The 21520-nt window shown below is 73.2% G+C and carries 21 protein-coding genes; 15 read left to right on the top strand and 6 right to left on the bottom strand.

Annotated features, from left to right (window positions below):
- The 4 genes from ACIQWR_RS22215 to ACIQWR_RS22200 are packed head-to-tail and all read left to right on the top strand — an operon-like array spanning window position 1 to window position 4281.
- Window positions 1-447 (top strand): ester cyclase, encoded by a 447-nt coding sequence (locus ACIQWR_RS22215; protein WP_404012165.1) that lies wholly within the window; start codon window positions 1-3, stop codon window positions 445-447.
- Complete coding sequence (locus ACIQWR_RS22210) at window positions 444-1343, top strand: FAD binding domain-containing protein (protein WP_404012162.1); 900 nt, start codon at window positions 444-446, stop codon at window positions 1341-1343. The genes ACIQWR_RS22215 and ACIQWR_RS22210 overlap by 4 nt, the downstream gene beginning before the upstream one ends.
- The gene (locus ACIQWR_RS22205; protein WP_404012159.1) at window positions 1340-1906 is read left to right on the top strand and encodes a (2Fe-2S)-binding protein; all 567 of its coding nucleotides are present in this window, start codon (window positions 1340-1342) and stop codon (window positions 1904-1906) included. The genes ACIQWR_RS22210 and ACIQWR_RS22205 overlap by 4 nt, the downstream gene beginning before the upstream one ends.
- Complete coding sequence (locus ACIQWR_RS22200; RefSeq protein ID WP_404012156.1) at window positions 1903-4281, top strand: xanthine dehydrogenase family protein molybdopterin-binding subunit; 2379 nt, start codon at window positions 1903-1905, stop codon at window positions 4279-4281. The genes ACIQWR_RS22205 and ACIQWR_RS22200 overlap by 4 nt, the downstream gene beginning before the upstream one ends.
- 50 nt (window positions 4282-4331) lie before the next feature.
- Here ACIQWR_RS22200 and ACIQWR_RS22195 read toward each other — a convergent pair whose 3' ends face one another.
- A complete protein-coding gene (locus tag ACIQWR_RS22195; protein WP_404012153.1) occupies window positions 4332-5534 on the bottom strand; it encodes an RNA-guided endonuclease InsQ/TnpB family protein in 1203 nt (400 codons plus the stop codon).
- A gap of 145 nt (window positions 5535-5679) precedes the next feature.
- Here ACIQWR_RS22195 and ACIQWR_RS22190 point away from each other — a divergent pair, with 145 nt between their 5' ends.
- Both ACIQWR_RS22190 and ACIQWR_RS22185 read left to right on the top strand, forming a co-directional pair.
- A complete protein-coding gene (locus tag ACIQWR_RS22190) occupies window positions 5680-6081 on the top strand; it encodes an acyl carrier protein (protein ID WP_404012151.1) in 402 nt (133 codons plus the stop codon).
- Window positions 6078-6848 carry a 4'-phosphopantetheinyl transferase family protein gene (locus ACIQWR_RS22185; protein ID WP_399259598.1) on the top strand — a complete coding sequence of 257 codons (771 nt, stop codon included), beginning with the start codon at window positions 6078-6080 and terminating at the stop codon, window positions 6846-6848. The genes ACIQWR_RS22190 and ACIQWR_RS22185 overlap by 4 nt, the downstream gene beginning before the upstream one ends.
- Before the next feature lie 149 nt (window positions 6849-6997).
- On the opposite strand, the gene ACIQWR_RS22180 is transcribed toward ACIQWR_RS22185, so the two are convergent.
- The 3 genes from ACIQWR_RS22180 to ACIQWR_RS22170 form a co-directional block, all read right to left on the bottom strand.
- Entirely contained in the window at window positions 6998-7168 is a 171-nt protein-coding gene (locus tag ACIQWR_RS22180; protein WP_404012148.1) for a hypothetical protein, read from the bottom strand.
- A 131-nt stretch (window positions 7169-7299) separates the two neighbouring features.
- Window positions 7300-7602: a DUF6087 family protein gene (locus tag ACIQWR_RS22175; RefSeq protein WP_404012145.1), complete on the bottom strand. Its 303-nt coding sequence runs from the start codon at window positions 7600-7602 to the stop codon at window positions 7300-7302.
- A 13-nt stretch (window positions 7603-7615) separates the two neighbouring features.
- The gene (locus ACIQWR_RS22170; protein WP_404012142.1) at window positions 7616-8983 is read right to left on the bottom strand and encodes a Tat pathway signal protein; all 1368 of its coding nucleotides are present in this window, start codon (window positions 8981-8983) and stop codon (window positions 7616-7618) included.
- Window positions 8984-9139: 156 nt separating this feature from the next.
- On the opposite strand from ACIQWR_RS22170, the gene ACIQWR_RS22165 reads away from it, so the two are divergent.
- The 8 genes from ACIQWR_RS22165 to ACIQWR_RS22130 all read left to right on the top strand — a co-directional run bounded on the left by ACIQWR_RS22165 (window position 9140) and on the right by ACIQWR_RS22130 (window position 19129).
- Window positions 9140-9406, top strand: coding sequence for a putative ATP-grasp-modified RiPP (locus ACIQWR_RS22165; RefSeq protein WP_404012139.1), 267 nt, complete (start codon window positions 9140-9142; stop codon window positions 9404-9406).
- Window positions 9407-9409: 3 nt separating this feature from the next.
- A complete protein-coding gene (gene tgmB, locus ACIQWR_RS22160; RefSeq protein ID WP_404012136.1) occupies window positions 9410-10390 on the top strand; it encodes an ATP-grasp ribosomal peptide maturase in 981 nt (326 codons plus the stop codon).
- Window positions 10387-11586, top strand: coding sequence for an ATP-grasp peptide maturase system methyltransferase (gene tgmC / locus ACIQWR_RS22155; protein ID WP_404012134.1), 1200 nt, complete (start codon window positions 10387-10389; stop codon window positions 11584-11586). The genes tgmB and tgmC overlap by 4 nt, the downstream gene beginning before the upstream one ends.
- Window positions 11587-12073: 487 nt before the next feature.
- Window positions 12074-13483: a protein kinase gene (locus ACIQWR_RS22150; protein WP_404012131.1), complete on the top strand. Its 1410-nt coding sequence runs from the start codon at window positions 12074-12076 to the stop codon at window positions 13481-13483.
- A 226-nt stretch (window positions 13484-13709) separates the two neighbouring features.
- On the top strand, window positions 13710-14918 hold the full coding sequence (locus ACIQWR_RS22145; RefSeq protein WP_404012128.1) for a transposase: 1209 nt from the start codon (window positions 13710-13712) through the stop codon (window positions 14916-14918).
- 46 nt (window positions 14919-14964) lie between these two features.
- Window positions 14965-16149 carry a ParB/RepB/Spo0J family partition protein gene (locus ACIQWR_RS22140; protein ID WP_404012125.1) on the top strand — a complete coding sequence of 395 codons (1185 nt, stop codon included), beginning with the start codon at window positions 14965-14967 and terminating at the stop codon, window positions 16147-16149.
- Between the two features lie 30 nt (window positions 16150-16179).
- On the top strand, window positions 16180-17709 hold the full coding sequence (locus tag ACIQWR_RS22135; protein WP_404012123.1) for an MFS transporter: 1530 nt from the start codon (window positions 16180-16182) through the stop codon (window positions 17707-17709).
- Between the two features lie 37 nt (window positions 17710-17746).
- Complete coding sequence (locus ACIQWR_RS22130) at window positions 17747-19129, top strand: FAD-binding oxidoreductase (RefSeq protein ID WP_404012120.1); 1383 nt, start codon at window positions 17747-17749, stop codon at window positions 19127-19129.
- Between the two features lie 119 nt (window positions 19130-19248).
- On the opposite strand, the gene ACIQWR_RS22125 is transcribed toward ACIQWR_RS22130, so the two are convergent.
- On the bottom strand, window positions 19249-19668 hold the full coding sequence (locus ACIQWR_RS22125) for a VOC family protein (RefSeq protein WP_404012118.1): 420 nt from the start codon (window positions 19666-19668) through the stop codon (window positions 19249-19251).
- Window positions 19665-20378 (bottom strand): class I SAM-dependent methyltransferase, encoded by a 714-nt coding sequence (locus ACIQWR_RS22120; protein WP_404012115.1) that lies wholly within the window; start codon window positions 20376-20378, stop codon window positions 19665-19667. The genes ACIQWR_RS22125 and ACIQWR_RS22120 overlap by 4 nt, the downstream gene beginning before the upstream one ends.
- A gap of 246 nt (window positions 20379-20624) precedes the next feature.
- Between ACIQWR_RS22120 and ACIQWR_RS22115 the strand changes: the two genes are divergently transcribed.
- Window positions 20625-21449 (top strand): SDR family NAD(P)-dependent oxidoreductase, encoded by an 825-nt coding sequence (locus ACIQWR_RS22115; protein ID WP_404012112.1) that lies wholly within the window; start codon window positions 20625-20627, stop codon window positions 21447-21449.
- The last annotated feature ends 71 nt before the right edge of the window (window positions 21450-21520 follow it).

Raw genomic sequence — 21520 nt, 5'->3', positions numbered from 1 at the left:
ATGCCGGGGACGGCCCTGAGTGTGGAGGAGCGCAAGGCCAAGGCCGCGCAGCTCTTCGAACGGATCATCACGCACGGCGAGCTCGACCTCGCCGACGACCTCTTCCACGAGGACTTCAGCTGGCCGCAGTTCGGCCTGCACGGCCCGGACGGGGTGCGCACCTGGGTGCGGGCCTTCCGGACCTCCTTCCCCGACATGGTGGACACCGTCGTCGAGCAGTGGGCCGAGGGGGACACCGTCATCTCCCGGGTGGAGTGCACCGCCACCCAGCTCGGCGCCTTCCGCGGGCTGCCGCCCAGCGGCCGCACGGCCACCTTCGCGGCGCTGGGCATCGACCGGTTCCGCGGGGACAAGATCATCGAGCGGTCGGCGCACTTCGACCTCGCCGACCTGATGCGCAAGTACGGCCACACCGAACTGCAAGTGCCCCCGCAGGACACGCCGTGAGGCCCGCCCCGTTCGACTACGTCCGCCCCGCCAGCGCGGCGGAGGCCGTATGGGCGCTGGCCGCGGCCCACGAGGCCGGGCGCGACGCCCGGGTGCTCGCGGGCGGCCAGTCGCTCGTCCCGCTGCTGAACCGCCGCGCGCTGCGGCCCGACCTGATCGTCGACCTCGGCCGGGTGCCCGCGCTCACCGGCATCCAGACCGGCCGGCGCGGTGTCCGCATCGGCGCCCTCACCCCGCACGCCACCGTCGAGCGCAGCACCGACCGCGAGCTGAACCGCCGGCTGCCGGTGCTCCCCGAGGCGGCCGCGCTGATCGGGCAGCTGCCGGTGCGGGTGCGCGGGACCGTCGGCGGCAGCCTCGCGCACGCCGACCCCGGCGCCGAGTGGTGCCTGCTCGCGGTGCTGCTGAGCGCCGAACTGACCCTGCTCGGGCCGGGCGGCACGCGGGTGGTGGGCGCCGACGCCTTCCTGCGGGGGCGCCACCGCACCGCCCTGCGGCCGGGGGAGATCCTGGTCGAGGTGCGCTTCCCGGTCGCGGAGCCGGCCGCGGCGCTGGTCGAGTACGCCGTCCAGCCCGGCCGGATCCCGGAAGCGGCCGCCGCCGCGGCCCTGGTCCTGGACGCCGACGGGCGGATCGGCTCCGCCCGCCTCGCCCTGGCGGGACCGCTGGAGCGCCCGATGCGGATCCCGGCGGCCGAGGCCCTGCTGATCGGGGCCCGCCCCGGCCAGGAGAGCTTCGCGGTGGCCGCCGCCAAGGCCGTACGGATCACCGGGGCCACCGGTGACCTGGGCACGCTGGCCGCCGTACTGGCCCGCCGGGCGCTCGCCGAGTCCGCCGCACGGGCCGCCGTACTGGCCCCGTTGCGCCGCGACAGACTGGAGCTGATGCCGGTATGACCCCCTCGGCCTCGGGGTCCGTCTCCGCACCGACCCCCCTCACCCCCGCCGCCCGCGCCGTACCCGTGGCGCTGACCGTCAACGGCGAGCGCCGCGCCCTGGACGTCGAGGCGCGACGCAGCCTGGCCGACGTGCTGCGCCGTGACCTGCGGCTCACCGGCACCCAGGTGGGCTGCGAGACCGGGGTGTGCGGTTCCTGCACGGTGCTGCTCGACGACGAGCCGGTGCGGTCCTGCGCGGTGCTCGCCGTGCAGGCCGACGGCGGCTGCGTGGAGACCGTCGAGTCCGTCGCCGCGCCGGACGGCGAACTCGGCTCGCTCCAGGCCGCGTTCCGCGACAACTTCGCGGTCCAGTGCGGCTTCTGCACCCCCGGCTTCCTGATGCTCGCGACCGCGCTGCTGCGCCGCGATCCCGAACCGGACCGCGGCGCGGTGCGGGCGTGCGTCTCGGCGAACCTGTGCCGCTGCACCGGCTACCAGTCGATCGTGGACGCGGTGTCGGCCGCCGCGGGGGCGGCCCGCGCCGAGGCCGTCGCCGAGGCCGCCGCCGAGGAGACGCCGTGAGCACCGGGGTGGTGGGCGCCGGCGCCGTCGGCCGGTCCGTGCCCCGGTTGGAGGACGACCGGCTGCTGCGCGGCCGCGGCCGCTTCCACGACGCGGTGGCGCGCCCCGGCCAGCTGTGGCTGCGCGTCGTACGGTCCCCCCTCGCGCACGCCCGGATCCTCGGCGTGGACACCGCGCGGGCCGCCGCCCTGCCCGGGGTGGCAGCCGTGCTCACCGCCGCCGATCTGCCCCCGGACCTGCGGATACCGGTCCGCCAACCGCACCCCGGGATGGACTTCACCGCCTACCTCCAACCGCCGCTCGCCACCGGATACGTCCGGTACGCCGGGGAGCCGGTGGCCGTCGTCCTCGCCGAGGACCCCTACCTCGCGGAGGACGCCGCCGAGCTGGTCGCCCTGGACCTGGCGGAGCTGACCCCGGCGCTGGACGCCCGTACGGCCGCGGCCGGGCCCGGGCCCGTCTCCCTCGCGGGGACGCCCGCGGCCCGGGTCGGCACCGTCGACTTCACCTACGGGGACGTGGACGCGGCCTTCGCCGCCGCCACCCACGTGGTCCGCGCCGACCTGCGCACCGGCCGGCACAGCGGCACCCCGCTGGAGCCGCGCGGCCTGTTCGCCGAGCTGGAGGACCCGGGCGGCCCGGACGAGCGGATCGTCGTGCGGGGCGCGGCGAAGATCCCGCACATCAACCGCCGGGTCCTGGCCTCCCTCCTCGGCGTCCCCGAACACCGCATCCACCTGCGGGAGACGGACGCGGGCGGCAGCTTTGGCATCCGCGGCGAGTTCTATCCCGAGGACTTCCTCGTGCCCTTCCTGTGCCTGCGCACCGGACGCCCGGTCAAGTGGTCCGAGGACCGGGCCGAGCACATGGTCGCCGCCAACCACGCGCGCGAGCAGGAGCACCGGATCGAGCTGGCCTTCGACGCGGACGGACTGCTGCTGGGGCTGCGCGACGAGGCCTGGCTGGACAACGGAGCGTACGTCCGCACCCACGGCGCGGTCGTCGCGGCGCTCACCGCGTCGATGATCTCGGGCGCCTACCGGATCCCCGCGTGCGGCTCGCGCGTGCACATCGTCACCACCAACAAGACCCCGATCGGCACCTACCGGGCGCCGGGCCGCTTCCAGCACAACTTCGTGCGCGAGCACGCCCTCGACCTGGCCGCCACCCAACTCGGCGTCGATCCGGTTGAGTTGCGGCGGCGCAATCTGCTCACCGGCGCCGAACTCCCGCACCGGCGGCCGATGCAGGTCTTCGGCTCGCCCCTGGTCCTCGACGGCAAGGACCACCTGGAGCACTTCGACAAGGCGCTCGCCGCGGTCGGTTACGCCCGCTGGCGCGAGGAGGCGCGGGCCGCCCGGGCCGCGGGACGGCTCGTCGGCACCGGCTGCGCGGTCATCCTGGAGAAGGCCGGGCTCGGCTACGACAGCGCGGTCGTCGACATCGGCGTGACCGGCGCGGTCCGGGTCGCGATGGGCGGTGCGAACGTCGGGCAGGGCATCGAGACCGTGATGGCGCAGATCGCCGCCGACGAACTCGGCGTGCCGGTGGCCGCGGTGCGGGTCGTGCTCTCCGACACCGACGTCCTGCCCGACGGCGGCGGCACCTTCGGCAGCCGCTCCACGGTCGTCGGCGGCGAGGCCGTGCGCCGCGCGGCGGCGGCGGTGCGCGAGAAGGCGGTCCGGGTGGCCGCGGGCCTGCTCGACGTCCCGCCGCAGTCCGTGCACCCCGTACCCGGCGGCCTCGGCGCCACCGGCGCGACCGGCTCTCCCGGCTCGACCGGTTCCTCGGTCGAGATCGGCTGGCCCGCGCTCGCCGCGGCGGCGTTCACCCCGCGGTGGATCCGCACCGGCGAGGAGGCCGGCCTGATCGGCCGGGCGACGTACGCCGCGGACGGCATGACGTACCCCTACGGCGCCCACTTCGCGCAGGTCGAGGTCGACCCGGGCACCGGCGCGGTGCGGCTGCTGCGGTACGCGATGACCTACGAGATCGGGCGCGCGGTGCACCCCGAGGCGGTGCGCGGCCAGCTCGTCGGCGGCGCCGTCCAGGGCATCGGCGGCGCGCTGTCCGAGGAGTTCCGCTACGACGCGCGCGGCCGTCCGCTGTCCCTGACCCTGGACGACTACCTGTGGCCGCGCGCCGCCGATCTCCCCGAGATCCAGGTGGAGATCTACGAGGACGCGCCGGCCCCGGGCAACCCACTGGGCCTGCGCGGAGCCGGCGAGGGGGGCACCGCGGGCAGCGGGGCCGTCGTCGCGGGCGCCGTACGGGACGCCCTGGGACTGCCCGGCGACGTCGGCGCCCTCCCGCTGCACCCCGCGCGGGTGCGCTCCCTGATGTCCCTGCACCACGACTCGAAGGAGGAGCTTTGAAACCTCCCCCGCCTGGGAGCTGGGGATTCCTAGCTCACTTTGCCTGGCACCTAGCAGGTAGCTGGACTTACAAGATCAGCACTAGCCGGGTTGAGACCAGCCCGGACCAGCATCACGCGTGCGGAGTTCTTGTCCCTGGGGGACACCGTTCCGCACGCGGTGCAGGTATACGTTCTCTCGGAGAGGGGAAGTGCGTGCTTGGCTCTCGCTCCGCACCGTGCGCAGTCCATGGTGGTGTGCGCGGGGTGTACCAGGTGCACGGCACGGCCGTGCTTGCGGGCCATCTCGATCAGCGCGGTCTTGGTCGCGCCGATCGCGGCGTCAGCGGCCTTACGGGCCATGGTCGACCCGGCCAGGAACTTCGGACGGAAATCCTCCACCGCGAGGGCGTCATGGTCCCGCACGACCTTCTTGGCCCACTTGCGGCCGGTGTCCTGCCGCTGCCGGGCGGTCTTCTTCGACACCTTTGCCGCCTGGGCGCGGGCCTTGCGGTATCCGGCGGTGTCGGGCCGGTTCTTCGGGGTCCGGCGTCGGGCCGTCATCCGCTGATACCGGGCGAGGCGCTGTGCTGCCGTCCTGCCGTGCTGGGGGTGGGGAAGGTCGTGGGTGTCGGAGGTGGTGGTGGCGGTTTCCCGCACGCCCCAGTCCACGCCGATCACACGCCCCGTCGCGGGCAGCGGTTCCGCCGCGGTGGCCACGACGAAGGAGGCGTACCAGTGGCCGATGCTGTCGCGGTACACCCGTACCGACGTGGGGTCACACGGCAGTTCACGCGACCACACAGGCGTCAGCGCGATCCCGCCGGCCAGGTGCAGGCGGCCCTCCTTCAGGGAGAAGCCGCGCCGCGTGTAGTTGAGCGTGGGCAGTGCTTCCCGCTTCCGCTTGATACGGGGCATCCCCGCCCGCTGCCCCATCGGCAGTTTCGCCTTGATGTCCTTCAACGCCCTGGTGCGGGACTTGGCGAAGTCGCGGATGATCTGCTGCTGCGGCACCGAACTGCCTTCACGCAGCCACTCCATCGAATGCCGGGCCCCGGTCAGCATTTTGTCGAGCTGTGCCGGACCGCACGTGATCTGTTCGGTGGCGGCCTTGTTCAATCCGTGCACCTTGCGGGACATCGCCACACACTCGTTCCACACCCACCGGCACCGCGCCCACTCCGCATCCAACCCTGCGAGCGCGGTGGATGACACGCGCAGCCGGTAGGTGTACCGGGCATGCCCGGCACCCTCGGTCATCGCTGCCATCGCCATGCGACCAACCTACCCAACACCAGTGAAAACAAAGGAAAGAGGAGGTCACCACACAGATGCGCATGGAACGCCGCCGCCTCGTGGCTCCGCCCCGAGGACCCATTCCTTCCCGGCCCGAAGGCCGGATCCTCCTAGGAGAAATCCTGTGACAGCGAACCAAGCGGTTCTCGACTGGCTCAATACCGAACCCGACTGGGACGTACCGGGCGAAGTCCCGGGCGCCCCGGTCTCCGACGGCCCTGTCTCCGTGGACGTGACCGCACCCTCGGCGGCCACGCTCGCGTCGGCGACGGCGGCCGAGCGGATGGAACTGGTCACCGACTACGTGCGTCGGGAGGTCGCCCGTTCCGTGGGCGTCACCCCGGCCGCCCTGGACACCGAGCGGACGCTGGTCAGCGTGGGCATCGGCTCGATGCTGGGGCTGGAGCTCCAGTACCGGCTGAAGTCCTCGCTCGGCGTCGCACCCGAACTGACGGAGCTGCTCATGGCCAAGGACACGCACGCGCTGGCGGCCATGGTCGTCACGCTGCTCGGGTCCGGCGGATGACCGCGAAGCTGGCGCCGCCGGCCGGCGCTGATGTCTGGTTGCTGCGGCAGCCGAAGCCGGACGACATCACCGGCGTGCTGGAGATGACCGAACTGGACGAGAACGAACTCCAGCGGGCCCGCGCCTGTCGCCGCCAGTCCGGCGGCTACCTGTACGCGGCGGCGCACATCGCGCTGCGCCGGGTACTCGCCACGTACGTGGGGGAACCGGCCGGGTCGCTGGAGTTCGGCCGCGGTCCCTGCCCGTGCTGCGACAAGCAGCACGGGCGGCCGATCCTCCTACAACCCGCCTCCGACCTGCACTTCTCGCTGTCGCACAGCAGCGGGATCGTGCTGATCGGGGTGGCCTCCGTACCCATCGGCGTCGATGTCGAGAAGGTACCGACGGCCGAGACGGCCCGGGTGTGCACCGCCGCGTTGCACGCGGACGAGCGCGCCGAGCTGGCGGAGGTCCCCGAATGCGCGGGCACCTCCGCCTTCGGGCGGCTGTGGACCCGCAAGGAGGCCTACCTCAAGGGGCTGGGCACCGGCCTCGGCCGGGACCTGTCCCTGGACTACCTGGGGTGGGAGACCGATCGGCACCCCAAGGGCTGGTCGGTGGTCGACGTACCGGCGGGCCCCCGCCACACGGCGGCGGCCGCGATCGGCTACGACGGCGCCCCGGCGGGCCCGGTGACCCTGCGCTGGCTCCCGATCGAGAGCCTGTTCACGGGTACCCGAGCCAACCTGGCGCACCGCGACTCGGTCCTCGCGGAGCTGGCCGCCTGACCGGGGCACGCCTGCGGGCCACCCGTACGAGGATCCCCCGGCCGGGGAAGTCCACCGGCCGGGGGATCCTCGCGGGCGGCCCTTACGTGGTGCCTCGACCCGCGGGACGTGCCCGGGCGGTCACTGTTTCCGGAGATCCGGAACGATGGTCAGGACCCGATCACTACACAGGTCACGAACGCTGCGACGACGACCGCGGAACTGGACTGGTTGTTCACGACGGCACTCCAGTCGGTCTCGTCCGGGTTGGGGAGGCTCCCGAGTGCCTGGAATCCGGCGGGCAGGAAGGGCTCGCTCACGAGGTAGTTGCCGCCGATCACCTTGTGTCCCGGAGGGCAGGAGGCAGTGACAGATCGGGTGCCCGAGAACGGGGGAATGGTCCTCTCATTTGTCACGATCTGGTACTGGCTGCGTCCCGGGGGGCCGGGCGGACCAGGCGGGCCTGCGGCCTTCACGAAGGATCATCGCGTGGCGGGTCGTCGCCGATCTGGAGTTCGTTCACCCAGGCCTGGGCCACCCAGAGGCCGGAGGCAGTACCGATCACTTGGTACGCGAAGCCGTCCCACTGCTCCAGGACGCGAGGCTCGTCGGGGCGGAGATGGCCGGCGCCGCCGTTGACGGGCCGGTGGCGCCGGTAGATGTCCATCGGCGGGCGGCGCCGCTTGTTGTACGCCGCGAGCGGGTCGCCGCCGTCCACGCGCGGGACGGCGCGGGACGGTTGGTTCGGTGGTCCGGGTCGACGGTGCTTGGCCATGTGCTCGATGCTCTCAGGCCGCGACCGTCGTCGGACGCGCGGCGAGATCCTTCGCCCGGTTGCGTACGTCGTTCACCGCGGTGGTCTCATAGGGGCGGGCCGCGTTCAGCAGCGTGTTCAGCCTGGAGGCCACGAGGGTGGAGTCGATGCGGGTCGCGTCGTCGAGCGCCTGCTGTGCGGCCTGGGCCCCGCGTTCGGCCTCGCCCTGGTCGAAGAGGGCGGCGGCGAGCCCGATGCGGTCCATGACGCGTACCCGGTCGAAGCCGGGCTTGCGCAGCGCGAGGGCGTCCTCGAAGTGAGGGCTGGCGGGCCGGTGGCCACGGCCGAGTCCGGCGAGGTCGCGGGCGGAGACCGCTCGGGCGCCGGCGTGCTCGGCGGCGTCGAAGTAGCCCACCCATTCGGGGACGTCGTCACCGGGACCGTCGCCCAGGAGTGCGTCGGCGTCACCGAGGTGCCGGTCCGCCTGGCGCTCGTCGCCGAGGGCCGCGTGCACCCTCCCGGTCTGTGAGGCGACCAGCGCCCGGGTCACGGGCATCTTCGCCTTCGCCGCGGCCACGCCGAGAAGACTCAGGGCGTCTTCCGGGCGGCCGAGGTAGATCATCTGGTGTGACATGCGGGTGACGATCTCCACCCCGCGCTCCGGCTGTCCTGCCTCTCCGGCCGCGTAGATCCCGTAGCTCCAGTACCGCTGCGAGGTCGGGTACCGGCCGCTGTCGTGGCTCACCCACCCGGCGAGCGCCGCCAGGTCGGCGGTTGCCGCGAACACCCGGGTCCGCAGTCTGCGGGGCACCCCGTCCTGGACGCGGCGGGCGACTTCGGCGAGCTGGGCGACGATTGCCGAGCGGTACAGGCCACCGCCCTTGGAGGCGTCGGCCTTGGTGAAGAAGGCGGTGACCTCTTCGAGGGCAGTGACGGTGTCGGTGTCGAAGCCCTTGTGGTCGTTGTTCAGGGCGCGGGCGGTGCCGCCGAGCATCCTTTCGGCGGCGAGGATCAGTGGAGCGCCGATGGCGAGCTTGAGGGTGTCGCGGCGGTTCATGAACAGGTCCATCTGCGTCCATCCGGCAAGGGTTTGAGCGGCCGCCTCGGTCAGCAGCGGGAGCTGAATTCCATCCAACACCGGGCCCGCGGCGGTCAGGCCGAGATCACCGGCAGTGAGCACCTGCCCGGTCGCTTCCGAGAGGACGTCGGCAAGCAGAGCGGGGACTGGTGAGCGGGGCCGTTCCCCGTCGGTCCAGCGTCGAATCCGGGTCGCGTCCGGTGCGATCTGCCGATGGCCTTGGGCTTTGGCCGCTGCGGCGATCCGTCGGGCGATCTCCCCGTGGGACAGGCCCGTGGCCGCGATCCACAGCGCCAGGTGCGGGTTGCCGGATTTGCTGGACATCACTGCCTCGCCCTCCCCGTCTGCGTATACGGAGCGTGGCATTTCCGCCACGTTTCGCGACCCCCACGGTACTGGTGTGGGCCCCTGCCGGGCAGCGATTCTGCTCAGGCGGCAGCCGGGCGGCTACCGCTCGATGTACAGGGGAAGGGAATGGGCATGGCGACGCTTGCACCCCAAGCTCCATGGGCGATGCGGTTGGTCACGGACCGACGGCCGATCGGCCCGCCGTCCTACGCGGCGGTTACGCTCGACGCGTCCACGCAGAGGGCCCGCTACACCGACACCGCCGGCCAGGTGGTGAAGATGGGCGAGCACGGAACCAATCAGACCAATCCGACGACGTCGATGTCCGGCGGCGGTGACGGGGCCGAACCGCAGCCGCAGACCGCGGACGACTCCACCCCCGACTACTCCTCGGACTGATCCATGACCTCCACCATCCTGGTCGTCACCGCGCTGGAGGACATCACCGCAGACATGGTGATCTCCGTGCTCAACGAGCGTGAGGTGCCCGTCGTCCGGGTCGACCCCGCCGACATCGGGACCGCCCTGACCTTCGCGGCCCGCATCGATACGGGGGCGCCCGCGTGGGGCGGGCGGCTGGTCACCGGGAGCCGGGAGGTGGAGTTAGGGGAGGTGGCGGCGGTGTACTACCGCCGCCCCACCCCGTACGCCGCCCGGTACGGGCAGCTCCCCGCTCAGCAGCGCGACTTCGCGACCGCTGAGGCACGAAACGGGCTCGGGGGCATCCTGCACAGCCTGAACGGCGCCCTGTACGTCAACCATCCTCTCGCCGTCGCGCGGGCCGAATTCAAGCCCGCCCAGCTGAGGCGGTTGGCGGAGCTCGGGCTCACCATCCCTCCGACACTGGTCACCAACGACGTGGAACAGGCGCGCAAGTTCGCCGCCGAGCACGGACCGATCATCTACAAGCCCTTCCGCGGCCTGCCGCAGGGCGAGGAAGGGCACGCCGGAGCGATCTGGGCCCAGCGCGTCGACGCGGCCACCTTCGACGACTCCCTGGCCGTGATGCCGCACCTGTTCCAGGCGGAGGTGCCCAAGACCGGCGACGTGCGGATGACCGTGGTCGGGACCCGGATCTTCGCCAGCCGCGTCGAGGCGCCGGACGGCGCCCTGGACTGGCGCCGCGGCGACTGGAACCAGCTGGTCCACACCCCCATCGACGTCCCCGCGCCCATCGCAGCCGCGGCCCGCAGCTATCTGGCATCGTTCGGGCTGGTCTTCGGCTGCTTCGACTTCGCCCTGACCGGCGACGGGAGCGCTGCCGAGCACTGGACGGCCATCGAGTGCAATCCGAACGGACAGTGGGGCTGGCTGCCCGACGCGTCGGCCATCACCGAAGCATTCGCCGACATCCTCACCCAGGAAGGAGGCGGCACCCGATGACGATGCCGACCGACCTTGAGACTGATGCCGCGCAACTGCGGCACGCGATGGCCAAGGCCCTCGCCGAAGACGGAGTCCTTGCCGATCCGGCCTGGCGCCAGGCCGTGGAGCGGGTGCCGCGGCACCGGTTCGTGCCCGGCTTCTACCTGCCCGCCGCCGGGCGCGACGAGCAGGGCCTGACGGTGTGGGAGCCGGTCACCGCCGAACGCGACTACGGCCGGTGGCTGGCCGCCACGTACTCCGACACCACACTGATCACGCAGTTCGAGAGCGACGAACCGGATTGGAAGCAGCCCGCCGTACGTCACGGCGGGGCCCCGACCTCGTCCTCCACCCTGCCCTCGCTCGTCGTGCGGATGTGGGCGGACGCCGACGTGAGCGAGGGGCACACGGTGCTGGAGATCGGCACGGGGACCGGCTACTCGACCGCGCTCGCCTGCGAACGGCTCGGCTCGGCCGACGTCACCTCGATCGAAGTCGACCCGCACCGGCTCAGCCAGGCGGCGAGTGCGCTGTACGGCCTGGGCTACACCCCCGCGCTCGCGGTGGCGGACGGCCTGTACGGGTACTGGCCCGAGGCGAGGTTCGACCGGATCGTGGCTGCCTGCTCGTTCCGTGCGGTGCCGTCGGCCCTGCTTGCGCAGACTCGGCCGGGCGGGAAGATCCTGCTCACCCTCTCCGGCTGGCTCTACGGATACGCCCGTGTCCTTCTCACGGTCGGCGCCGACGGGACCGCCGAGGGCCGACTCCTGGGCGGGACGGTGTCGTTCATGTCCGCGCGCACGCACGCAGCACCGAAGTTCGGCAACCCCGCCCACTGGGCTGCGGGCCTTCCCGGGAAAGCTCGTACGACGCCGCACAGCCCGGAGCGGATCAGCGCCGCCACCCAGGAGGCGTTCCACCTGCGGTTCCTCACCCAGAGCGCGGTGCCGGACGTGCAGATGACGACCGTGGACGAGGTGGTGCACCTGGTCGACGTCGTTACCGGTTCCGCAGCCACTCTCACCCCTGGCAACGGCGGGTGGGCCGTGCGCGAGGGCGGGCCGGTGAAGTTGTGGGAGCGGATCGAGCGGGTCCTGGACGCATACGACGCGGCCGGTGCCCCGGGCCCGGAGACGTTCGCGCTGCACGTCTATGACGGTGGGCAGCACCTGCGGCACCCGCAGATGCCCGGCCTACCACTGCCCAGGCCCTGACCGGGCCCGTACGCACCAGGCGCCCGGTGGGGAGAGTGACGTCCCCCGCCGGGCGCCTGGCGCGTTCACCTGGATGTCTGGTTGCTGCGGCAGCCGAAGCCGGACGACATCACCGGCGTGCTGGAGATGACCGAACTGGACGAGAACTAACTCCAGCGGGCCCGCGCCTGTCGCCGCCAGTCCGGCGGCTACCTGTACGCGGCGGCGCACATCGCGCTGCGCCGGGTACTCGCCACGTACGTGGGGGAACCGGCCGGGTCGCTGGAGTTCGGCCGCGGTCCCTGCCCGTGCTGCGACAAGCAGCACGGGCGGCCGATCCCGCCAACCTGGCGCACCGCGACTCGGTCCTCGCGGAGCTGGCCGCCTGAGCCCGCCCCGCCCCCGGGCCCCGCGCGCACGGATCCCCCGACCGGGAAACCATCCCGGCCGGGGGATCCGTGCGCACCGATAGGGTGCGTCGTCATCGGTAGGACGGGTGGGGGCTGTGATGGTGCACGGGCAGGGCGACGCGTGGGCGACCCGGTTGGGCGGTGCGGTCGGCAACGGCCGTTACACGCTGGGCCGGTTACTGGGCAGCGGCGGCATGGCCGCTGTCCACGAGGCGCACGACACCCGGCTGGACCGGGTCGTGGCGATCAAGACGATGCACGCCGAACTGGGCCTAGACCAAGGCTTTTTGAAGCGGTTCGAGCGTGAGGCGCAGACCGTCGCGCGCATCAACCACCCGAATGTCGTCGCCGTCCACGACAGTGGTGAGCAGGAGATGCCGGACGGGGCGCCGCCCGTGGCGTACATCGTCATGGAGTACGTGGCGGGCCGCACGCTCGGCGAGGTGCTGCGGGACGAGGCCGGGCCCCGCGGCGGGCTGGACCCCGCGCGGGCGCTGGCGCTCACCGCGGACGTCCTGGCGGCGCTGGCGGCCAGCCATGAACGGGGGCTGGTCCACCGCGACATCAAGCCCGCGAACGTCATGCTGACGGACCGCGGTGTGGTGAAGGTGATGGACTTCGGCATCGCCCGTGCCCAGCAGGACGACCGACCGGTCACCCAGCTCACCCGGACCGGTGCGGTGATCGGTACGCCGCACTACCTCTCCCCCGAGCAGGCGCAGGCGCTGCCGCTGGACGGCCGCTCCGACCTGTACGCGGTCGGGGTGATGCTGTTCCAACTGCTCACCGGCAGGCTCCCCTTCGACGGGGACTCGTTCACCGCGATCGCCGTCAAGCACGTGACGCAGCCGCCCCCGCTCCTCGCGGACATGGGGGTGCAGGCGCCGCCCGCGGTGCAGCTGCTGGTGTCCCGGGCGCTGGAGAAGGACCCGGCGCTGCGGTTCGCGACGGCCGAGGAAATGCGGGCCGAGGTGGACCGGGTACGGGGTGTCCGGGCGCCGTTCGAGAAGCCGGCGCCGGCGGCCGTACCGACGCAGCCGGCCTGGCCGCCGGGCGCGGCCCGCCCGACGCCGCGGCGCACACCGCACCCCAGGCCACTCTCCGTCGTCGTCGCCGGGCTGCTCGCGCTGGTCACCGCCGGCCTGTTGGCGGCGTTCGCTGTCCTCAACATCTCGCAGGCCGGCGGGGACATCCCGTGGACGGGCGCGATGCGGATGAACGTGATCGGCGGGTGCGTCTCCGCCGCCCTGCTGGCGTTGCTGGGGGTGCTCATGCTCACCCGCACCACCGCCGCCGTCGCCCGGACCCTGGCCGTCGTCTGCGTGCTGATGGCGGTGATGACCCTCGTCCTGCAACCACTGCTCGGCGTGACCTTCAGCGCCCAGCTCGACTTCGTGTTCGGCTTCCACAAGCCGACGGGCGTGATGATCGGCTTTGCCACCGTCTTCGAGCTGGTGACCGCGATCGCCGCCACCGCGAGCGCCACCGGGCGACCGAGAGTGCGGTGAGCTGCAAGCCGCTCCGGGCCGGTGGTCGGAGCCGCTGCGTGTGAGGGTGCCGTAGGCGCCCCGCCCCCGCGCGCTGCGGGGGCGGGGCGCTTGGTCGTGGGGCCCGGCGGAGGTGACAAAGTCGTTGCGGGGGTGCCGTGGGGTCGCAAAACATAGAGAACACTCGCTATTCTTTATTTCGCTGGCCAACCGACCCGACCCGCCTTGCCGGAGGGAGCTGCCCGCCATGCCGACCGCCGACTTACTCGCCCGGCGTCTCTTCCACTGCCTGCCCCGTACCGATCAGCGCCGTTGGGCCGGTGCCTACCTGTCCGGGCTGTTGGGTACGCCCGGAAAGAAGTCCGTGCGGAACATGGCGCGGTCCACCGCCGCGCTCGGAGCCGCCTCGCAGTCGTTGCACCAGGTCGTCAACGCCAGTACCTGGGACTGGAATCCGGTCCGTCGGGAACTGGCCGCCTGGTGCGGGGAGCAGGCCGGGGTACGGGCGCTGCGCATGGTGCCCGTGGTCATTCCCAAGCGCGGCCAGTGCTCCGCCGGAGTGCACCGCCGCTTCGACCCCGCGGGCGGGCGCACCCTGAGCTGCCAGCTCGCGCTCGGGCTCTTCCTCGTCACCGACCACGGCAGCGTGCCGGTCGACTGGAGGCTGGTGCTGCCCGGCCGCTGGAGCGAGGACGACGAGCTGTGCGAGCGGGCCCGGATACCGGCCGCGGCGCGCACCGCCCCGGCCGCACCCGCCGCCCACCCCGGGCTCGGCCTCGACCAGGCCGCCGAGGCCGCCGCCGCACACGCGGCCGCCGCCGGCGTGCCCGTCGTCGCCGAGGCCGCCACCGAGGCCCCCCTCGACGCGGTGCGGCTGATCGCGGGCCTCGCCGCCCGCAGTCTGGGCTTCGCCGTCTCCGTACCGCTCGGCACGCCGGTCCTGTGCGGTCCGCCCGGCGACCGCGCCCCCCACACCACCACCGTCGCCCGGCTCGCCGCCCGCCTCGGCCCCGCCTCCTCCCCGCTCGCGGGCGGCCGGCTGCGCCGGGCGCCCGCGCTCATCCGCGTCCCCGGGGTGGCCCGACCGCTGGCGCTGCTCACCGAATGGGACCCGGCCACCCCGGAGCGGCCGGTGAAGCACTGGATCGCCGACCCCGACGCCCGCACCCTGGCCGCCACCCGCTTCTCCCTGTCGGCCACCGCCTCGCTGTCGCTGGCCACCTCGATGGACGTGCTGGAGGAGTGCGGGCTGCTCGACTTCGAGGGGCGCTCCTTCCCCGGGTGGCACCGACACATGACCCTCGTCTCGGCCGCCGCCGCCCACCGCCTGCTGGGCGGACCGCGGCGCGCGGCCGTCCGCCCCGCGCGGGTCCCCGCCCCCGAGCCCGCCCCGACCCGCGTGCCCACCCGTGTCACCACCCAAGTCCACGCCCGAGCCCACGCGTTCAGCGGCTGACCGTGCTCCGCACCCCGTGCCCGAGGATGCCACCCAAGGAGTCGAAATGACCGTCGATACGGCGGCAGCCCCCGTCCGCGCGATCAAGCTGCCCGCCCTCACCACCCTGCCCGTCGTGACCACCCTGCCCGCGATCACCGCCCTGCCCGTCGTCACGGCGCTCCCCGTCGTCACCGCGCTGCGCCCGATCGCGCTGCCCGCCCCGGCCTCGGCCCTGATGACCGGCTGCGTGCCCGTGCACGCGCTGCTGGACGCCGAGTCCCCGCGGCTGGCCGGGGTGGACCAGGACCACGTACGGCTGCTCGCGGGCCTGGAGACGGAGCTGCCGCCGATCGTCGTCCACCGCTCCACCCTGCGGGTGATAGACGGCATGCACCGGCTGCACGCGGCCCGGCTGCGCGGCCGCGAGTCCATCGCCGTCCGCTGGTTCGACGGCACCCGCCCCGAGGCCTTCCTGTTGGCCGTGGAGGCGAACAACCGGCACGGGCTGCCGCTGACCCTCTCCGACCGCCGCGAGTCCGCCCGCCGCATCCTGCGCGCCTGGCCCGACTGGTCGGACCGGGCGGTCGCCGCCAAGGTCGGGCTGTCCGGCAAGACCGTGGGGGTGCTGCGCCGCGCCGCCGCCGAGAACGGCGAGGCCGGGGCCCCCGGCGAACTGCCCGCCGCCCGGGTCGGCTGCGACGGCCGGGCCCGCCCGCTCAACGCCACCGAGGGCCGGCTGCGGGCCATGGACTACCTCGCGGTCCGCCCCGAAGCCTCGTTGCGCGAGATCGCCCGCTCCGCCGGGATATCGGTGGAGACCGCCCGCGACGTGCGCGACCGGCTCGGCCGCGGCGAGGGCCCCCTGCCCGGCAGCGGCGCGGGGGTGCGTACGGGCGCCGGTACGGGAGCGCGCGGCGGCGGCCCCGGTGGGCGTACGGGCGTACGCGCCCCCGCGCCGGACGGCGAGGGGGGCGCCCGCCGCCCCGACCGCGCCGCCCTCGACCTCCCCCTCGTCCTGGACTCCCTCAAACGCGACCCCACGCTCAAGTACAGCGACGAGGGCCGCGCGATGATCCGCTGGCTGGAGGCCCGGATGATCCGCGAGGGCGAGAGCGGAGTGGTGCTGCGCGCCCCCGACCACCAGGCCCCCAAGATCGCCGCCATGGCCCGCGCCTGCGCCGCGCACTGGGCCGAGATAGCCGCGGAACTGGAACACCGCGGCGCGAGGTCGGCCACCGAAGAGAACTGAACAACCGCTGAGAGAAGATGAGTTGACACGATGACGACCACCGCGAACACCACCGCCGCGACGAACGCGAAGAATCCGTGGGCCGCGCTGTCGGCCCTCTGTGTCGGCTTCTTCCTGATCATGATGGACACGACGATCGTGACCGTCGCGATCCCCGGCATCATGAGCGGCCTCGACGCCGACCTGAACCAGATCACCTGGGTCCACAGCGTCTACCTGCTCACCTACGCCGTCCCCCTGCTCGTCGCCGGACGGCTCGGCGACCGCTTCGGCCGCAAGCCCGTCTTCCTCGCCGGGATGGCCGTCTTCACCGCCGCCTCCCTGTGGTGCGGGCTGTCCGGCAGCGCGGAGATGCTGATGGCCGCCCGCGCCGTACAGGGCGTCGGAGCCGCGCTGATGGCCCCGCAGACCATGGCCTTCGTGACCACGCTCTTCCCGCCCAACCGGCGCGGCGCGGCCCTCGGCATCTGGGGCGCCGTCGCGGGCCTGGCCACCACGGTGGGCCCGCTGCTCGGCGGCTTCCTCGTCGGCTCCGCGGGCTGGCAGTGGATCTTCCTGGTCAACGTGCCGATCGGCCTCGCCGGGCTCGCCATGACCGTGAAGCTGGTCCCCGGCGGCCAGCCCCGCAACCGCCGCCGCTTCGACCTGCTCGGCACCCTGCTCTCCGGACTCGGCCTCTTCGCCCTCGTGTTCGGGCTGCAGAACGGCCAGCACTACGACTGGGGCACCGTCGCCGGACCGGTCACCGTGCCGATGGTCATCGCCGCGGGCGTGGTGCTCCTCGTCGTCTTCGTGCTCTGGCAGCGCTTCAACCCGCGCGAGCCGCTGATGCCGCTCTCCCTCTTCCGGCGCCGCCACTTCTCCACCGCCGCCTTCGCCGCGGCCGCCATCGGCTTCGCCGTCACCGGCCTCTACCTGCCGCTCACCCTCTACATGCAGGCGGTCATGGAGCTCTCCCCGCAGCAGGCCGGGCTGCTCATGGTGCCCGTCGCCGTCTCCAGCGGGCTGGCCGGGCCGCTGGCCGGCACCCTCTCCGACCGGGTCCCCGGCAAATGGGTGGTCCTCGCCGGATTCCTGATCTTCGCGGCGGGCCTCGGCATGATCGTGCTGGCGATGCGCCCCGAGGGCGGGGTCTGGCAGCTCGCCGGCGCGCTGTTCTTCGCCGGGATCGGTACGGGCGCCGCCTTCGCGCCCATGGCCAACGTGGCCACCGGCACGCTGCCCGTCACGGAGATCGGTGCGGGGGCCGGGATGTACAACTCGATCCGGCAGGTCGGCTGCGTCATCGGCGCCGCCGCCGTCGGGGTGCTGATGCAGGCGCAGCTGTCCTCCCGCCTCGCCACCGAGACCCTCGCCGAGAACGCCACCACCGCCGAACGCCACGCGTTCCACGAGGGGTTGGCGCAGGCGTCGGGAACGACCCTGCTGCTTCCCGTGGTAGTCCTGCTCGTGGGCGCGCTCGCCTGCCTGCTCATGCCGTCCGGAAAGTCCGCGCACGCGAGCGAACCCGTCGCGAAGCCGCTGGACGCCCCGAATTCCGACCTGCAAAAGGTCGGCTGAACCACCGCATCGCGTGCCATCGAAAGGAATAGTCCTGATGTCCCATGACAACACCCGGATTGACTTCACCTCCCTTACGGATTCGGTGACCGGACCGGTCTTCACCCCCGGACAGGAGGGCTACGAGGAGGAACTCACCGGATTCCAGACCGGATACCGGCACGACCCCGCCGCCGTGCTCGGCGCGGCCGACGCCGAGGACGTCCGCCTCGCGGTCGCCTTCGCCGCCGAACACGGGATCGCCGTCTCCGTCCAGGCCACCGGTCACGGCGTCACCGTCCTGGACCGGGGCGGCCTGGTCATCAGCACCCGGCGCCTCACGGAGGTCACCGTCGACCCCGCGGCGCGCACCGCCCGCATCGGAGCCGGCGCCCGCTGGGAGCAGGTCGTCGAGCGGACGGCCCCGCACGGGCTGGCCCCGCTGAGCGGTTCCGCCGGGCACGTCGGCGTGGTCGGATACACCCTCGCGGGCGGACTCGGTCTGCTGGCAAGGGAGTTCGGCTACGCCGCCGACCTGGTCGAGGCCGTCGAGGTGGTCACCGCCGACGGGCAGGCCCGCCGGGTCACCGCCGACAGCGATCCCGACCTGTTCTGGGCGCTGCGCGGCGGCCGCGACAACTTCGGCATCGTCACCGCCCTGGAGATCTCGCTGCTGCCGGTCGCCACGGTCTACGGCGGCGGCATGTACTTCGACGCCGCGCAGGCCGACCTGGTCCTGGAGCAGTTCCGGAGCTGGACCGCGACCGCCCCCGAGAGCGTCACCGCCTCCCTCGGCATGATCGAGTACCCGCCGATCCCGGTGTTCCCCGAGCCGCTGCGCGGCCGCCACGTCGTGCACATCCGCTTCGCCACCACGGACCTGGCCGCGGGACCCGAACTGGTCGCCCCCTGGCGCGCGTTCGGCGCCGAGATCATCCACGAGCACCTCGGTGAGCTGGCCTACCCCGAGGTCGGCTCGATCTATGCCGAGCCGACCTTCTCGCACGCCTACGACGGCAACAGCGTCCTGCTGAGCGAGCTGACCCCCGAGGTCCTGGCGGCCGTACGCACCCTGGCCGGGCCCGGATCGCCGGTGGACTGCATCGTCGACCTGCGGCACATGGGCGGGGCCCTGGCGCGCCAGCCCGCCGTGCCCAACTCGGTGCCGTTCCGCGAGGCCGCCTACATCCTGCGCGTCCTGTCCGGCTCGGACGAGGCGCCGCTGGCGGAGATCCGCGCCGCGCACGCGGCCCTGGACGAGGCCGTCGCGCCCTGGACCCTGGGCCGCTCGCTGAACTTCGTCTACGGCGAGCGCACCGCCGACGCCTACGCGGGCGAGCTGTACGACCCGGCCACCCGGGCCCGGCTGGCCAAGCTCAAGGGCGTCTACGACCCGACCAACCTCTTCCGCACCAACCTGAACATCGAGCCCGCCGCGTAGCACGCGCCCGGCGCCGTCAGCACGTACGGCGCCCCGCGCGACGACAGCGCCCCGCGCAGCGACAGCGCCCCGGGACCGGATGCGATCCGGTCCCGGGGCGCTGTGGTGCGTGCGCGGGGTCAGGCGGCGGGGGAGCCCAGGCCCACGCGGTTGCCCGCGGGGTCGCGCACGTACGCCACGCGCTCGCCCCACGGGGTGTTCTCCGGTTCCTGGACCACCGGGGCGCCGGCGGCCCGCAGGGCGTCCACGGTGACGTCGACGGCCTCCACGAAGACGAACAGGTCCACCCCGCCCGCCGGCAGGTCGACGGCCTTGTCGTCCCGGCTCACCGCCAGCTCCGCGTCGTCGCGGCGCAGGGCGACGAAGTCCGGTTCGCCCTGCGCCGGGTGGCGGTGCCCGGCCCGGAAGCCGAGCCGCTCGTAGAAGGCGGCGGTGTCCCCCACCCGGCGGGCGCGCAGCACGGGGAAGGCGCGCCGCACCACGGCGGGGGCGGCGGGACGTGCGGGGGTGGTGGGGAGCGAGGAGTGCGCCCCGCTCACGCCGCAGCCCCGTCAGCGCCGCGGTCGGCGTACACCTTCCACACCGGCAGCCGGGTGCGGCCCTTGTCGTCCAGCTCGGGGCGCCGGCCGGTGCGCTCGAAGAACTTCTCCATGCCGACCGCGACGCCCGCGTACTCCGACAGCTCCAGCAAGGTGATCGTCCAGCCCGCCGCCGTCAGCGTCGTGCGCAGCTCCTCCTCCGACACCGACAGCGGCGCGGGCATGCCGCCGGGCACGTCGGCGAAGCACAGCACGCTCAGGCGCGCCCCGGGGCGGGTGACCCGGTGCAGGGCGGCCGCGTACAGGGGGCGGGCGGGCGCCGGCAGGGTGTGGAAGAGGGCGCTGTCCAGGACGGAGTCGAAGCGGCCCTCGTAACCGGTCAGGGCGGTCGCGTCGGCGACGGCGAACTCGATGTCGAGGTCGCCGGCCCGGGCGCGGGCCTGCTCGATGGCGGCGGAGGCGGCGTCGACGGCGGTGACCTTGTAGCCGCGGCCGGCCAGGAAGACGGCGTTGTCGCCGGGGCCGCAGCCCACGTCGAGCACCTCGCCGCTGAAGCGGCCCAGGCGCTCCAGCTCCACCACGTCGGGCTGGGCCTCGCCGATGTCCCACGGGACGACCTTGATGGCGGCCCCTTCGAGCAGTTCGCCGCCCGTGTAGACGGCGTTGAAGTCGGCGGCGGCGTAGTCGTAAGTCTGTTCCGTGGCGCTCACGCGAATCTCCTTGCGGTGAATTCGATCTCGGGGATCCGTAGGTGCGGGATTCACGGCAGTATCACCCGCCAACTCCCGTGTCCGAAACGGCGGTTGGTGTCCGAGTGAGGTGTCCGGGGATGCCCCTGCGCGTCCGTCCGAGGAAATTCCGCACTTGGACGGGGTGTCCGAATTCCTTTCATGGACAGGCCGCGGCGCGTCGGGATGAATGGAGCACAAGCCTCACCGACGGGTTAAGGAGCCGCAGTGACTTCCGCAGTGACAGGAAAGGTCTGGTTCATCACCGGGACGTCCCGGGGCTTCGGCCGCGTCTGGGCCGAGGCCGCCCTCGAACGGGGCGACAAGGTCGCCGCCACCGCCCGCGACCTCGCCTCCCTCGACCCCCTCGTCGAGGCGTACGGCGAGGCGGTCCTGCCCCTGCGGCTCGACATCCGCGACCGGGACGCGGCCTTCGCGGCGGTGGCCGCCGCCCACGCCCACTTCGGCCGGATCGACGTGGTCGTGAACAACGCGGGCTACGGACTCTTCGGCGCGGTCGAGGACATCACCGAGGAGCAGGCCCGCGCGCAGCTCGACACCAACCTCTTCGGCACGCTGTGGGTGACCCAGGCCGCCCTGCCGGTGCTGCGGGCCCAGGGCAGCGGACACATCCTCCAGATGTCCAGCATCGCCGGACTCGCGTCCTGGCCGATGCTCGGCCTCTACCACGCCTCCAAGTGGGCGATCGAGGGCCTGACCGACTCCCTCGCCCAGGAGGTGGGCCGCTTCGGCATCCACGTCACCCTGGTCGAGCCGGGCCCGTACAAGACGGACTGGCGCGGGAGTTCGGCCGTCTGGGCCGAGCCTTCCGAGGCGTACGCCGACTTCGCCAAGGCCCCCTCGGCGGGCTCCGCCCCCGGCGACCCGGCCGCCACGGCCGGCCCCGTCCTGGAGCTGGTCGACCACCCGGACCCGCCGCTGCGCGTCCTGCTCGGCGCGACCGTGCTGGACACGATCACCACCGCCTACGAGGAGCGCCTCGCCGGGTGGAAGCAGTGGGACACCCTCGCCCGCGCCGCCCAGGGCAACTGAGCCCCCCCGAGACGCAGCCCGACACAGCCCGACACAGACACCGAACCCGACCCAGACACCGAACCCGACAT

It is taken from the genome of Streptomyces sp. NPDC098789, assembly GCF_044759975.1.
Classification (GTDB): Bacteria; Actinomycetota; Actinomycetes; order Streptomycetales; family Streptomycetaceae; genus Streptomyces.
Note: the sequence above shows the minus strand (reverse complement) of the source record. Positions and strands in the feature narration are given on the sequence as shown.

Excerpts from the sequence above, each read along its gene's own strand:
- ACIQWR_RS22215 (WP_404012165.1), top strand. The coding sequence starts at position 1 with ATGCCGGGGACGGCCCTGAGTGTGGAGGAGCGCAAGGCCAAGGCCGCG.
- ACIQWR_RS22205 (WP_404012159.1), top strand. The coding sequence starts at position 1,340 with ATGACCCCCTCGGCCTCGGGGTCCGTCTCCGCACCGACCCCCCTCACC.
- ACIQWR_RS22195 (WP_404012153.1), bottom strand. The coding sequence starts at position 5,534 with ATGGCGATGGCAGCGATGACCGAGGGTGCCGGGCATGCCCGGTACACC.
- ACIQWR_RS22185 (WP_399259598.1), top strand. The coding sequence starts at position 6,078 with ATGACCGCGAAGCTGGCGCCGCCGGCCGGCGCTGATGTCTGGTTGCTG.
- ACIQWR_RS22175 (WP_404012145.1), bottom strand. The coding sequence starts at position 7,602 with ATGGCCAAGCACCGTCGACCCGGACCACCGAACCAACCGTCCCGCGCC.
- ACIQWR_RS22170 (WP_404012142.1), bottom strand. The coding sequence starts at position 8,983 with ATGTCCAGCAAATCCGGCAACCCGCACCTGGCGCTGTGGATCGCGGCC.
- ACIQWR_RS22165 (WP_404012139.1), top strand. The coding sequence starts at position 9,140 with ATGGCGACGCTTGCACCCCAAGCTCCATGGGCGATGCGGTTGGTCACG.
- tgmB (WP_404012136.1), top strand. The coding sequence starts at position 9,410 with ATGACCTCCACCATCCTGGTCGTCACCGCGCTGGAGGACATCACCGCA.
- tgmC (WP_404012134.1), top strand. The coding sequence starts at position 10,387 with ATGACGATGCCGACCGACCTTGAGACTGATGCCGCGCAACTGCGGCAC.
- ACIQWR_RS22150 (WP_404012131.1), top strand. The coding sequence starts at position 12,074 with ATGGTGCACGGGCAGGGCGACGCGTGGGCGACCCGGTTGGGCGGTGCG.
- ACIQWR_RS22145 (WP_404012128.1), top strand. The coding sequence starts at position 13,710 with ATGCCGACCGCCGACTTACTCGCCCGGCGTCTCTTCCACTGCCTGCCC.
- ACIQWR_RS22140 (WP_404012125.1), top strand. The coding sequence starts at position 14,965 with ATGACCGTCGATACGGCGGCAGCCCCCGTCCGCGCGATCAAGCTGCCC.
- ACIQWR_RS22135 (WP_404012123.1), top strand. The coding sequence starts at position 16,180 with ATGACGACCACCGCGAACACCACCGCCGCGACGAACGCGAAGAATCCG.
- ACIQWR_RS22130 (WP_404012120.1), top strand. The coding sequence starts at position 17,747 with ATGTCCCATGACAACACCCGGATTGACTTCACCTCCCTTACGGATTCG.